Source organism: Caulobacter sp. AVps18, from assembly GCF_058681425.1.
In genome coordinates this window covers 3,805,718-3,821,056 of the sequence record NZ_CM178737.1, presented here as the reverse complement: position 1 = coordinate 3,821,056, position 15,339 = coordinate 3,805,718, and the positions used below count along the sequence as shown (strand labels likewise).

2 protein-coding genes and 1 pseudogene are annotated in these 15,339 nt (G+C 63.4%); 2 read left to right on the top strand and 1 reads right to left on the bottom strand.

The genetic code is table 11. The features are described from left to right. Window positions 1-319 precede the first annotated feature (319 nt). Window positions 320-8,134: a hypothetical protein gene (locus ACW179_RS17285; RefSeq protein ID WP_492060695.1), complete on the top strand. Its 7,815-nt coding sequence runs from the start codon at window positions 320-322 to the stop codon at window positions 8,132-8,134. Window positions 8,135-8,204: 70 nt separating this feature from the next. On the opposite strand, the pseudogene ACW179_RS17280 reads toward ACW179_RS17285, so the two are convergent. After that, a pseudogene (locus tag ACW179_RS17280) lies at window positions 8,205-8,851 on the bottom strand (IS6 family transposase). 414 nt (window positions 8,852-9,265) lie between these two features. Here ACW179_RS17280 and ACW179_RS17275 point away from each other — a divergent pair. Continuing rightward, window positions 9,266-15,325, top strand: a complete 6,060-nt coding sequence (locus ACW179_RS17275) for a Calx-beta domain-containing protein (protein ID WP_492060694.1) — start codon at window positions 9,266-9,268, stop codon at window positions 15,323-15,325. Window positions 15,326-15,339: the final 14 nt, after the last annotated feature.

Genomic DNA, 15,339 nt, shown 5'->3' with positions numbered 1-15,339 from the left:
GCGTTTCGCCCAAAGTGGAGCAAGTTAGCGATAGACTACCAGCAGCCTTCCACCTCAGCCGCAAACAGGCAGTGTCGAATCTAAACTTGCCGGGCTGGACACTGGTGTCGCGCCCACCGGATTAGGGCACCAGAGGGCCGGAGAACGCGAAAGTCGGGTGGAAAGCAGAAGTTGGCTGCGGCTCTACCCGAAAAATTTCGCGCGGGGCAAGAAATGCATTCTAGCCCAGCCTGCTTGCCGTTACTCATGGCTGAAGCAATGGTTAAGCTGTCGTATTCCGATTGCCGGTGATGCGGGCGCTTTCGTTGAGGAGCAGTTCATGATCAGCACCGGCACCGACGGATCAGATACGCTTATCGGCTCCTCCGGGAGCGATACTCTATCCGGTGTCGCCGGTGAGGACACGCTGCGCGGCGAGTTTGGAAGTGACGTCCTGTCGGGCGGAAGCGGCTCCGACGTCCTGCTCGGAGATCCTGCAAACGTCGACGCCGTCGGCGGCAACGACAGCCTGAACGGTGGGGACGACAATGACCTACTCATCGGAGGCCGGGGGCGCGACACTCTGATCGGTGAGGCCGGCGACGACATCCTGATCGCTGGTGTCGGTTCAGGTACCTGGGGGGGGACGGGTTTTAGCTACACTTTTTATACGAACTACGGCGCCGGGAATGTCGTCCTTGACGGTGGCTCGGGGGTGGATAGGGCGGTTATTGTATATTCCGACAGAACGTCGGGGATCAGTTTTTCGAACGACCTATCGGAAAACACAAATACAATAACAGTCGGCGGCGTTCTGGCCGGATCCGTAACCGGCGTTGAGCAGGTAGACTTCCTCGGCGGCAGTGGTGGAGACACGCTGGTCGGTGGCGCGAGTTACGACAGCTTCCGCGGAAACGCGGGCGCGGACAGCCTCAACGGTGGAGGCGGCGACGATTTCCTACTGGGTGGGTCGGGCGACGACACCCTGGACGGCGGTGAAGGGCTGGATACGGCCTCTTACTTTGACGCAACCGGAGCCGTGACGGTTTCACTGGATGCGCCGGGTATCGTTCAGAACACGGGTGGGGCCGGTCACGACAGTCTCTCCAACATAGAACGCCTTGTCGGTTCGGCGTTCGGCGACGCTCTGACTGGGTCGTCCGGGGCCGACGCTCTCGTCGGCAACGGCGGCGCCGATACGCTCCGCGGCGGCGGCGGCAATGACGGCCTTAGTGATGCGGCCTACAGCAGCGCGGACCTGCACAACGGCGGGGCGAACGATGAACTGTACGGCGAGGCCGGCGATGACGCGCTACAGGTCTATCGCAGTGGGACATATGCCGCGACACAGGTTCTCCTAGACGGCGGCGAGGGGAATGATGGTCTCTCATTCTCCGGCTTCTCCCGCTATCTCGACCAGGTGACGCTCGATGGAGGCGAGGGGGACGACTCCATCGCTGCGGCCGGCGCGGGGGCCGCTACGGTTTTAGCCGGGGCGGGCGCTGACCACGTCACGGTGGACGCGACCAGCGGGACGTACGAAATCAGTCTCGGCGACGGCCAGGACACTCTGGCTCTGATCTTCGCCGCCGGTGAGACAGAGTCCCCCGGCTCGATCACTGTGCTTGATTTCGTCGCCGGCGGCAGCGGGGACAGGCTGGATCTGACGGCGTATCTCGCCAGCGCCCTGAGCGGCTACGTCGCCGGGACGGATCCGTTCGCCGCCGGCTATCTGCAGTGGGCAGAGGTCGGTGACGACAGCGTTCTGCGCGTCGACCGTGATGGTGGCGGGGAGGTGTTCGCGCTCGCGGATCTGATAACCTTTAAAGGTTCTGGCGGCGCGCCCTTCAATCTTGTCGGGGGGGCAACGGGCCTGAGCCTCAGCGGAACGGCCGGACGAGACTTCCTAACAGGCTCCGCCCTGTCGGATACGATTTCCGGCGGTGATGGCGATGACCTGATCTTCCACGGCGCCGATTTCGATGACTCGGTCGACGATTGGGCCGTTGATGTCGTGAGCGGTGGCGCCGGCGATGATATTGTTTATGTCGGAAGGGGTGATGTCGCGGACGGCGGCCCAGGAACGGATTTGCTCGTCGTAGCGCCCGTCGCGGCTGGACCCCTGAATCTTGACCTTTCTGCCGTCGGCGACGTCCAGGCCTTCCTCGGCCAGCGATATGGCGGCGCTTTCAAGAATTTTGAGCAATTTGGCCTTGTTGGCTCGAACCTTGACGACGTGATCGTAGGGACTAACAGCCTGCTCGGGGATCAGCCCCTTCAGGGCAACGACGGCGCCGACCATATCTCCGGCTTGGGGGGGCCAGACTATCTGATTGGCGGCGCCGGTAACGACACCCTGCTTGGCGGCGACGGCGATGACACCCTTTCCGGCGGCACAGGCGTGGATAGTCTCGTTGGAGGCGCCGGGGCTGACTATCTTCTGCTGGCGGAAGGTAATGCGGTCGCCGATGGCGGTGATGGTAACGACACCGCAAACTACTCGGCGGCGTCTGCGGGTGTCGTCGTAAACCTGCTAAATCAGGGTGCGCCCCAGATCACCGGGCCGACAACCGATCGGCTTGTTTCGATCGAGAACCTTTATGGATCCCGCTTTGCTGACCGATTGACGGGCGACGCCCTCGCAAATGCCCTGAGCGGTGGTGGTGGAAATGACATCCTGACGGGCGGCGACGGCGCCGATACTCTTGTTGGCGACGCGGGCAATGACATTCTGGCCGGCGGGAGCGGAGCGGACACGGCGCAATTCACCGGGTTGTGGGCCGAGTACTCGATCACCACCGATTCGTCGGGCGTCTTGACGGTGCAGGATCTGAGGGCCGGCGCGCCCGACGGCCGGGACACCCTGACCGACGTCGAGTATCTACGGTTTAGTGATCGCGTCTTCAGTACCTCCGGCGTTGTCTGGACGGGTACGAACGGCAGCGATCTCTTCGTCGGCGGCGGCGGCCACGACAGTCTTTCAGGGCTGGACGGGGACGATACGCTGTATGGCGAACTGGGCGGAGATACGCTCGTCGGCGGCGCCGGTTACGATATCCTGCTGGGTGATCCTGCGAACTCTACAGCCCCCGGCGGCAATGACCGTCTCGAGGGCGGGGACGGCTCGGATTTCCTCGGCGGTGGCCAAGGCGCAGACACGCTGAGCGGCGGCGCGGGCAATGACACCCTGTTCGCCGGCGTCGTCCTGTACGCCAGCTATGCAGGCGGCGACTCATTCATCTACAATTGGTACGGCAACGAGATCATCGGGGCGGGTGACGTTACGATTGACGGCGGAGACGGGCTTGATCGGGCGTTTATCGTCTACTCAAACCGCACCGGCGCCATAAGCTTTTCGAACGCCAATCCTGGCTCACCTGCCGACATTACGGTCGGCGGCGTACTGGCGGGTTCGGTAACCCAGGTCGAACAGATCACATTCCATGCCGGGACAGGTAACGACAGCCTGACCGGGGGCTCATCCAGCGACCAGCTTTACGGCTACGCAGGCCATGACAGCCTGTCTGGCGGCGACGGTGGGGACAATCTCGCCGGTGGTCAGGGGCAAGACACTCTTCGCGGCGGCTTGGGCAACGATCAGCTTGAGGGCGGCGTCGGTGATGATCTCATCGACGGCGGGGAAGGGTTCGACGTTGTCACCTATTACGAGGCGACCACCGGCGTGTCGGTGTCTCTGGCGCTGTCTGGGGTAGCCCAGAATACGGGCGGGGCCGGTACGGACACTCTGCTGAATGTTGAAGTCCTGAATGGCTCGAACTTTGGGGACACCCTGATCGGTTCAAGTGGTACGGACTATCTCAACGGGGTGGTCGGCTCTGATCTGCTTCTGGGCGGGGAAGGGGGCGATAGCCTCAGCGACTACGCCTTCAGCGAATATGATCTCGTCAACGGCGGCGCCAATGACACGCTGGCGGGCGAAGCTGGAAATGATACGCTCACCATCTTCCGGTTGGGAGCCTTCGCTGCAACCGCCGTCGTTCTCGACGGCGGCGCCGGTGCAGATGTCCTGAACTTCTCCGGCAACGGCCGCTATCTCGACCAAGTCACGCTCGACGGGGCTGACGGTGACGACACCATTACGGCGTCCGGTGCGAGCGCGACGACAGTCGTCGCCGGCGCCGGTGCGGATTACATCACCATTGAAGCCAATGGCGGCGCCTATGACGTTAGCCTGGGTCAGGGCGCCGATGTCCTGAACATCACCTACGGCGCCGCAGGGATCGGCGTGATCACCCTGCGGGACTTCAGTACCGGGTTCGGCGGCGACATGCTGAACGTCAACAGCTATCTGGCCTCGGCCCTGACGGGCTATGTCAGCAGTTCAGATCCTTTCGCGTCAGGCTTCTTCAGGCTGGTCCAGTCGGGCGCTGACAGCGTGCTTCAGGTTGATCGGGACGGCGTAGCCGCAAGCTTCGATTTCAGCGATCTCGTGGTCTTTACCGACACCGTTGTCGCAAGCCTGGGAGGTCTCGGGCTGAATCTGAGCGGAAGCGAAGGCTCCGACTATCTTATCGGCGCCAACTGGTCGGATACGCTCCGGGGAGCGGGCGGTAGCGATACGCTGCTGGGTGAGTCTGGAAGCGATGTCGTTGAAGGCGGCTCCGGCGCCGATATCCTTTTCGGCGACCCAGGCAGTACGGCCGCAGCCGGCGGAAACGATTACCTTAACGGCGGCGACGGCAACGACTTCCTGGCAGGCGGCCGGGGTCGCGACACTTTTGTGGGTGGCGCGGGCGATGACTTGCTGATCGGGGCCGTCGTCAACAATGCCAGCTACAACGCTGCGACGGGCAGTTTCGGCTACTCGCTGTCCACAACAGTCGGCGTGGGCAATGTCTTGATGGACGGTGGTGACGGCGTCGATCGGGGGCTCATCGTCTACACCGATCGCACGGCTGGCATCAGTTTCTCCAACGCGGACCCCGATGCGCTCAACACGATCACCGTCGGCGGCGTGGCCGCCGGTTCGGTCACGCGTGTGGAGCAGGTCACCTTTTACGGCGGATCGGGTAACGACACCCTCGCCGGCGGCGCCATCAATGACGTGCTCTATGGCAATGACGGCAACGACTCCATGTCCGGGTTCGCTGGCGCCGACGCCCTGTTCGGCCTCTCCGGCAACGATACGCTGATCGGTGAGACCGGCAACGATGGTCTCTACGGCGGTGCTGGAGACGACAGTCTGGACGGCGGTGAGGGCAATGACTTCCTCTACTCCGGCTCCGGAACGGACATCCTCGCGGGGGGGATTGGCCTGGACATGGCCAGCTTCGTTCAGTCCGCGCTTGCCGTTGCGATTGATTTGAGAATCCAGGGCCCGCAGGGCTACAGCGAAGGTATTGTCACCCTCCTCGATATCGAGAATCTCACGGGCACCACCGCCGCAGACCATCTGACCGGCGACGCCGGAAGCAACTTTCTGGTGGGCGGCGGCGGCGCCGACACCCTGATTGGCGGCAACGGGGCGGACACCGTTTTGGCTGGTGCCGGCAATGACCGGCTGATCGGCGGGTTCGGGCGGGACGCGGCTCAGTATACGGGTAGTCTGGCGAACTATGTCGTCACGACGGATGTCACCGGGGTGATAACAGTCAGAGATATCCGGGCGAACGCTTTCGACGGCGTCGACACGTTGACGGGCTTCGAGACCCTGATCTTCAGCGACCAGGCTATTGCAGCACCCGGCAGCACGTTCAGCTTCCCGGAGGCCGGGGGCGAGTTGATCTATGATCCGGAGTCAGCGATCTCGACGATCATCGGAGCGGGCGGTGTCGATACGCTGAAAATCGCTCTTCCGCCGGTTACCGGTTCACCCGCCTTCGCGGTCAGCGCAGATGGTCTTCAGATCCTGGCAGACCTTGACGGCGACGGCCTGACGGATCTGACGATTTCGGGGATCGACAACCTCATCCTCGACGGCAAACGGGTAGTGGTTGCTGGCGATTTCTCCAGGACCAGCTTCGCCCCGCTCGACATCCAGTACGCCGGAGCGGGCGAAGGTGATCTGCTGGATGCGTCCGGCCTGGTATCGGCCGAAAGCGTTCAGGCCGATGGCCTGGGGGGCAATGACACTCTCAAGGGCGGTGCGGGCGCCGACACCCTCAAAGGCGGCGACGGCCTCGATACGCTGGTGGGCGGGGCGGAGAATGACCGCCTGCTGGGAGAATCCGGCAATGATCGTCTCCATGTCGCCGTGGGTCTCGATACGGCCCTGGGCGGCGATGGTGATGACGTCATCCAGTACGGCTTTGGATTTGCCGAAGACCTGCCGACGATCACCGACACGGTGGTCGACGGTGGGGCCGGGATCGATACGCTTGAGCTGGGCCTGATTACGACGGCGCTGACGGTCAATCTCGGGGTCAAGGGCGCGTTCCAGTCGATCGGCTTTGGTCGACTGAACCAGGTCGGCATTGAGAACCTCTCCGGCGGAACGGCGGGCGACAATTTCACCGGCGACAGCCTCGCCAACGCGCTGGCGGGCCGCGAGGGAGCCGACACCTTGGCCGGCAGTACGGGCGATGACACCCTGCTGGGCGGGCTGGGTGACGACAGTCTGGACGGCGGCGGCGGGGTCGACACGGCCTCTTATGCCGGCGCGGCGGCGGGCGTGACGGTGTCCCTGGCGTTGACGACCGCGCAGGGCACCGGCGGTGACGGGGTCGATACGCTGCGCTCCATCGAGGCGCTGTTCGGCTCGACCTTCGCCGACAGTCTGACGGGTGCGGCGACCAATGACAGCCTCAATGGCGGCGGAGGGGCTGACACCCTCGACGGCGGTCTCGGTCGAGACACCCTGGTCGGCGGCGCTGGCGACGACCTCTACCGGATCGACAACAGCCAGGATGTCATCGTCGAAGGCAACGGCTCCGGGACAGACCGGGCCGTCACCACGGTCAGCTACGTCCTGGCGGCGGGCGTCTCGATCGACCGGCTGGAAGCCAGCGGCGCCCTGAACCTGAACCTCACCGGCAACGAATACGCCCAGGTGCTGGTCGGCAATGCGGGGATCAACACCCTGGACGGCAAGGCCGGAGCCGACACCCTGATCGGCGGGGCGGGCAACGACACCTATATCGCGGACTCCACCGCCGACGTGATCACCGAGCTGGCGGGTGAGGGCTTCGACACGGTCAGAACGACGGCGCCGGTCTATACCCTGGGCGCTCATCTCGAGAACCTGACCTATACCGGCGCGGCCGCGTTCAAGGGCGTGGGCAATGAGCTGGCGAACGTCATCACCGGTGGGGCCGGCATCGACCAGCTTGACGGCGGAGCGGGGGCGGATCGTCTGGTCGGATTGGCGGGCAACGACACCTACATCGTCGACAATCTGGCCGACGTGATTGTCGAAGCGGCAGGAGAGGGGCTGGACACGGTCAAAACGGCGATCGCGGCCTATGTCCTGGGCTCCAATGTCGAGAACCTCACCTATACGGGCTCGGGCGCCTTCCAAGGCTTCGGCAATGGACTGGCCAATGTCCTGACCGGTGGGATCGGTAACGATACCCTGGACGGCAAGGCCGGGGCGGACCGGCTGGTCGGGGGTCTGGGCGACGACGTCTACTTCACCGACCATGTCTCCGACACGGTAGTCGAACTGGCGGGGCAGGGCGTGGATCGGGTGCTGACCACGCTGGCCAATGCGCGGGCGGCTGACAACACCGAAGTTCTGCAGTTCATCGGGAGCGGCGCCTTCCAGGGCTACGCCAATGCGGCCGGCTCGTCGGTGTTCGGCGCCGCCGGCGCCGACAGCCTCGTCGGCGGTGCGGGCAACGACCTCCTGGGCGGTCAGGGCGGCGCCGACACCCTCACCGGCGGCGGGGGAGCCGATCTTTTCTACTTCGACAGCGGGTTGGCCAGCCAGGGCGTCGATCGGATCACCGACTTCGTCTCTGGTGTGGATCACATCCAGCTTCGGGCAGCGGGCTTCGGGGTGACGACGATCGCCGACCTCAGCTTCGTCTCGGGCGTTGCGCCCGCCGCAGCCGACGCCAGGCCGACCCTGCTCTATGACACGGCCACCGGGGCGTTGTGGTTCGACGCCACGGGCGGCGACAACAGCGACCAGGTCCAGATCGCCGTCCTCACCGGCAGGCCGTCCCTGAACCTGGGGGATGTGTTAGTGGTCTAGCCAGGGAATAGCACTCTCAGCACTGTCAACTTGATGCGGTCGGCTGAAGCTATCTCAGGCCTAGGTTTCATCAGGCGGCGACGGTCGCTTCGCGGCAGACGTCGTTCGCTGCGGCGCTGAAGGTGCGCAGGGTTGATCGGCTGATCAGGTGACGTTGGGTGTAGAAGGTGTTGTAGACGCTCGCGCGGGTGGTGAGAAACCGTTGGGCTGAAGGCTGGGACTTGAGCTGCATCTTCCGCTCCCGTCGGCGGATCGGCAGGTGGGAGTTCTCTGCTCTGTTGTTTTCTCGAAGCCGGCCTGGCCGGTGAAGACTCTCCAGGCCGAGTTCCTTGAGCGCGGCTCCGTACGACCTCAGTCCGTCCGTGGTGATCGCTTCTGGCTCCACGGGCGATTGCGCAGGAGGCGTCTTAGAAGTTTCAGCGCGGCCTCGGTGTCGCGCCGCTTCTGAACGACCACGTCGAGTACCTCGCCTTCGTCATCGACGGCGCGCCAGAGGTAAATCCGCTTGCCCCCGATGGAGCAAACGACCTCGTCCAGATGCCATCGCGGCGACGGGGGAGGGCGGTTGCGCTTGAGATTCCTGGCGATTTGCGGACCAAACTTGATCGTCCAGCAGCGGATGGTCTCATAGCTGACGTCGACGCCACGCTGGGCCATCATCTCCTCGACGTCGCGAAAGCTCAGGGTGAAGCGGAAATACAGCCAGACCGCGTGCATTATGACCTCCGCTGGAAACCGGTGGCGCTTGAATGAGAGCTGCACGAACCATCTCCGAACTCGAGCCCCGTTGAGGCCGGAAGTGGAGACAAGTTAGCGTTAGACTGACAGCACCCTCAGAAGTCATCACAACTCCGACGTGTTTCCGGTGTAGGTAAAATTGCAATCGCGTTAACGCTTCATTCTGAAGCGCCGCGCTGCGCGATGCAAAGGCACCTGAACCGCCCTCAAGTACGCTGCGGGGCCAGTGGCTTGACGCGCGATGTTAAATCGGGTGCCGCTTAAGCGCGACATGGTCGATGAATGACCTCGGGAGCAAGAAAAGTGACTACCTTTGTCAATACTTCTGGCGCTGACACGTTCGTCGGCCAGACTGCTGACGACTCCGTTTCCTATGACAACGCAGGATCGGGAGTGACGGTAGATTTGGGCGTCAACACGGCCCAGGCGACCAGCGGGGCGGGGACCGATATCCTGGTCTCAATCGAAGGACTGGTCGGCTCGGCCTATAACGACGTGCTGACAGGGCGGAGTGGGGGCAATGGCGAGATCATCCTGGTCTCCAGCAGCAGTGCGGGTGTTGCTGGGAATGCCGAACCTCGTAGCCCCGTCCTATCTGCGGACGGAACCAAGGTGGCGTTCACCAGTCTGGCCAGCAATCTGGTGGCCGGCGATAACAACAGCGCGCATGACGTCTTCGTCAAGGATCTGACCACGGGTGCCATCACTTTGGTCTCCTTTGGCGGATACGGTGCGGCAAACATAGGCCAATACATCCCCGCCCTGTCTGCGGACGGCACTAAGGTGACGTTCGATGCTTACACACTCGTGGCCAACTATAGCCGCGTTGCGGTAGTAGATGTCTTCGTCAAGGATTTGGCGACGGGTGTCACTTCCGTGGTCTCCGGAAGCAGTTCGGCTGTTGTATGGGAAAACGGCTTCTACGGTTCCAGTCAAGCTATGCTGTCTGCGGATGGCGCAACGGTGGCTTTCGCTAGTCAAGCCAGCAACGTCTGGAACCCGGGTGTCATCCAATATGACGTCTTTGCCAAGGACCTGACGACGGGCGTTACCACCCTGGTCTCAGCCAGCAGCACAGGAATCCAGGGTGATGGGAACTCCTACACCCCGTTCCTATCTGCGGACGGCAAAAAGGTGGCATTCTCCAGCTCTGCCAGCAATCTGGTGGCCGGCGATAACAACAGTGCGCATGACGTCTTCGTCAAAGATCTGACCACTGGAGTCACTACCCTGGCCTCCACCAGCAGTGCCGGTGTACAGGGGGACGGCTGGTCCGAAAGGCCCCTCCTGTCTGCGGACGGCACGAAGGTGGCGTTCTATAGCTATGCCAACAACCTGGTGGCTGGCGATGCCGACGGAACCGGGGACATCTTCGTCAAGGACCTGACGACGGGTGTCACCACCCTGGTTTCCAACAGCAGCGGGGGCGTTGTTGGGAATGGAGGTGGCACCAGCGGCATGGTCCTGTCTGCGGACGGCACCAGGGTGGCGTTCATCAGCTATGCCAGCAACCTCGTGGCCGGCGATACCAACGGCACGTATGACATCTTCGTCAAGGATATCACCACGGGTGTCACTACCCTAGTCTCCAGCAGCAGCGCGGGCGTTGCGGGAAATTCATACTCCCTAGGTCCGGTCCTGTCTGCGGACGGCACGAAGGTGGCGTTTTATAGCTATGCCAGTAACCTCGTGGCCGGCGACACCAATGACGCGGCTGACATCTTCATCAAAGATCTAACGACGGGTATCACCACCCTAGTCTCCAGCGGCGGCGCGGGCGTTGCGGGAAATGCACTTTCCTACTACCCGGCCTTTTCTGCGGACGGCACCAAGGTGGCGTTCATCAGCTATGCCAGTAACCTCGTGGCCGGCGACACCAACGGCACGGGTGACATATTCGTTAAGGACCTGACCTTCGGCAACGACACCCTCTCCGGCGGCGACGGCAACGACACCCTATACGGCAAAACAGGCAATGACCGTCTCGACGGCGGGGCAGGGGCCGACACGGCCGTCTTCACCGGTCTGCGGTCGGCCTATAGCTTTGCGAACACAGCCAGCGGCGTAACCGTCACCGGCCCGGACGGGGTCGATACCCTGACCAACATCGAATTCCTGAATTTCGACGACGGCTTGATTGCGCTTGAAAGCCTCTTCAATGCCGCCCCGGTGGTCAGCGGGCCGGTCAGCCTTGCGCCCCTGGCCGAAGACACTATTCGAGTCATTAACGCCGCCGCCCTGCTGTCCAACGCCACAGATGCCAATGGCGATACCCTCGTAATCACCGGCCTGACCGCCTCAAGCGGCAGCTTGACCGCCAATGCCAATGGAACCTGGACCTTCCAACCGGCGGCCAATGACGACACCGCCGTCAGCTTCACCTACGCCGTCAGCGACGGCTCTCTGGCCACGGCGGCTAGCGCCACCCTGGACCTGACCCCCGTCAACGACGACGCGGTCCTATCGGTCTCCGCCACCAGCGCCAGCAAAGCTGAGGGACAGTCCGGTGCGACCCCGTTCACCTTCACCGTCAGCCGCACTGGCGACACAGGCGCCGCGCCCAGCGCAACCTATGCCGTGAGCGGCGCAGCGGTGAACGGTGCGGACTTCGTGGGCGGCGCCTTACCCACCGGTACGGTCAGCTTCGCCGCCGGCGAAACCAGCAAGACCATCACCATCAATGTCGCTGGGGATGCCGTTGTCGAGAGCAATGAGGTTTTTACGTTAGCGCTTTCGAGTCCTAGCACCGGTGCGGCCCTCGCGACAGCGAGCGCCACGGGGACAATACTCAACGACGACGCCGCGCTCTCCATCGCGGCCACGAGCGCCAGCAAGCCCGAAGGGCAGTCGGGAAGCACGCCCTTCACCTTCACGGTCGCACGGACTGGGGATACCACGGTCGCCCATACGGCCAGCTACACGGTAAGCGGCGCGGCAGTGACCGGCGCCGATTTCGTCGGCGGCGTCCTGCCATCTGGGGCGGTGAGCTTTGCGGCGGGCGAGACCAGCAAAGTCGTCACAATCAACGTCGCGGGCGATACCGTGGTCGAAGGTTCCGAAGCCTTCACTGTGACCCTCTCGAGCCCCAGCGCCGGGGCCGCGACGACGACGGCCTCTGCGGCGGGCACGATCCTCAACGATGACACAGCGCCTGTGGTGACCAATCTGGCGATTGTGGCGCTGGATTCGACAAAGGAGGAGGGCCAGTCGGGGCTCACGCCCTACTCCTTCACCGTGACGCGATCTGGAGATATCGGAGCCGTCCATACTGTCGACTATGTCGTAAGCGGCGGCGCCGTGAATGGCGCCGACTTTGGGGCGGGCAGTCTTCCCAATGGGACGATCACCTTCGCCGCGGGCGAAACCAGCAAAACGCTCACGATCGACGTTGCGGGCGATACGCTGGTCGAGGGCAGCGAGGCCTTCACGGTATCGCTTTCAAACCCTGGCGGAGGCGCGACGATCACGACGGCCAGCGCCGCGGGAACGATTGTTGACGACGACGTGAGCGGAACCTTCGCGATTAGCGCGCTGCAGACCGAAATCAACGAGTCCGTAGGCCATATGGAGTACGGCTATGACTTCGCGCCTTTCCGCTTCACGGTGACCCGGACGGGCGATGTGAGCCAGGTGGCCACAGTCGACTATTCGATCGGCGGCGTGGGCGTCACGGCGTCGGACTTCAGTCCACAAGCCATTGTCTTCGAGATGGGCGCGTTTGACGTCATCGGAGCTTTCCCAAGCGGAACGCTGGAGTTCCCCCCCTTCGTCGACAGTCTCACCTTGATTTTCAGCACCGTACGCGACGGCATCGCCGAGCTCAGTGAGGTCATGACTGTCACGCTGGGCAACGCCTCAGTCGGCTATCAGATTATCCAGGCTACGGCGCAGAGCACCATCCTCGACGACGACGATCCGTACATCTACGGAACTTCCGCCGACGATCTGCTTACGGACCTAGTCGGATTCCGCGACGTTAACGAACCGCCGATCAATCGCTCTGCGCATATCTACGGCCTCGGTGGAAACGACACTCTGGATGGCGCGGGCGGTGGCGATAGTCTGTACGGCGGTGAAGGTAATGATGTGCTCGTTGGCGGCTACACAGACAATTTGAGCGTAATGCGACTGCCCGATTTTGAGCATTATGATGATATTCTTGATGGCGGGGTGGGGTTTGATATTGCTGACTATCGCCAACATATTGAAGTATATGTTTACTCCGACCCTGATGGTCTCGCAGATATTTTCCAAAACGTCGGCGTGATTGTTGATCTAAGTCTCACGGAGCCTCAGAACACAGGAAGTGGCGTCGACACTCTGATCGGTATCGAGGGTTTGTGGGGGTCGCTATATGAGGACACACTGATCGGCGACGGCGCCGCCAACCTGCTATCCGGCTACGACGGCAGTGACACGCTGCGCGGCGGTGACGGCGCCGACACGCTGATAGGAGGGCAAGGGGCGGATCTTCTGGAAGGCGACGGCGGCAATGACCGGTTGCATATCGCGGTCGGGTTCGACAAGGCCTATGGCGGTGAGGGCGATGACGTCTTCCAATACGGTTTCTCGCACGAGATCGATCCTCCCGAAGCGACTGACACGGTGGTGGACGGTGGGGCCGGGATCGATACGCTTGAGCTGGGCCTGATCACGACGGCGCTGACGGTCAATCTCGGGGTCAAGGGCGCGTTCCAGTCGATCGGCTTTGGTCGACTGAACCAGGTCGGCATTGAGAACCTCTCCGGCGGAACGGCGGGCGACAATTTCACCGGCGACAGCCTCGCCAACGCGCTGGCGGGCCGCGAGGGAGCCGACACCCTGGCCGGTAGTACGGGCAATGACACGCTGCTGGGCGGGCTGGGCGACGACAGCCTCGACGGCGGCGGCGGGATCGACACGGCCTCCTATGCCGGCGCGGCGGCGGGCGTGACGGTGTCCCTGGCGCTGACGACCGCGCAGGACACTGGCGGCGACGGGGTCGACACCCTGCGCTCCATCGAGGCGCTGTTCGGCTCGACCTTCGCCGACAGCCTGACCGGCGCTGCGACCAATGACAGCCTGAACGGCGGTGGCGGGGCTGACACCCTGGACGGAGGCATCGGTCGTGACACCCTGGTCGGCGGCGCTGGCAACGACCTCTACCGGATCGACAACAGCCAGGATGTCATCGTCGAAGGTAACGGGTCCGGGACGGACCGGGCCGTCACCACGGTCAGCTACGTCTTGGCGGCGGGCGTCTCGATCGACCGGCTGGAAGCCGGCGGCGCCCTGAACCTGAACCTCACCGGCAATGAATACGCCCAGGTGCTGGTCGGCAATGCGGGGATCAACACCCTGGACGGCAAGGCCGGAGCCGACACCCTGATCGGTGGGGCGGGCAACGACACCTATATCGCGGACTCCACCGCCGACGTGATCACCGAGCTGGCGGGTGAGGGCTTCGACACGGTCAGAACGACGGCGCCGGTCTATACCCTGGGCGCTCATCTCGAGAACCTGACCTATACCGGCGCGGCCGCGTTCAAGGGCGTGGGCAATGACCTGGCGAACGTCATCACCGGTGGGGCCGGCATCGACCAGCTTGACGGCGGGGCGGGGGCAGATCGTCTGGTCGGCTTGGCGGGCAACGACACCTACATCGTCGACAATCTGGCCGACGTGATTGTCGAAGCGGCAGGAGAGGGGCTGGACACGGTCAAAACGGCGATCGCGGCCTATGTTCTGGGCTCCAATGTCGAGAACCTCACCTATACGGGCTCGGGCGCCTTCCAAGGCTTCGGCAACGGACTGGCCAATGTCCTGACCGGTGGGATCGGTAACGATACTCTGGACGGTAAAGCCGGTGCAGACCGGCTGGTCGGCGGCCTGGGCGACGATGTCTATTTCACCGACCATGTCTCCGACACGGTGGTCGAGCTGGCGGGGCAGGGCGTGGATCGGGTGCTGACCACGCTGGCCAATGCGCGGGCGGCTGACAACACCGAAGTTCTGCAGTTCATCGGGAGCGGCGCCTTCCAGGGCTACGCCAATGCGGCCGGCTCGTCGGTGTTCGGCGCCGCCGGCGCCGACAGCCTCGTCGGCGGTGCGGGCAACGACCTCCTGGGCGGTCAGGGCGGCGCCGACACCCTCACCGGCGGCGGGGGAGCCGATCTGTTCTACTTCGACAGCGGGTTGGCCAGCCAGGGCGTCGATCGGATCACCGACTTCGTCTCTGGTGTGGATCACATCCAGCTTCGGGCAGCGGGCTTCGGGGTGACGACGATCGCCGACCTCAGCTTCGTCTCGGGCGTTGCGCCCGTAGCAGCCGACGCCAGGCCAACCCTCCTCTATGACACGGCCACCGGGGCTCTGTGGTTCGACGCCACCGGTGGCGACAACAGCGACCAGGTCCAGATCGCTGTTCTGACCGGCAGGCCATCCCTGAGCCTGGGGGATATGTTTGTGGTTTAGCCATGGAATAGCAC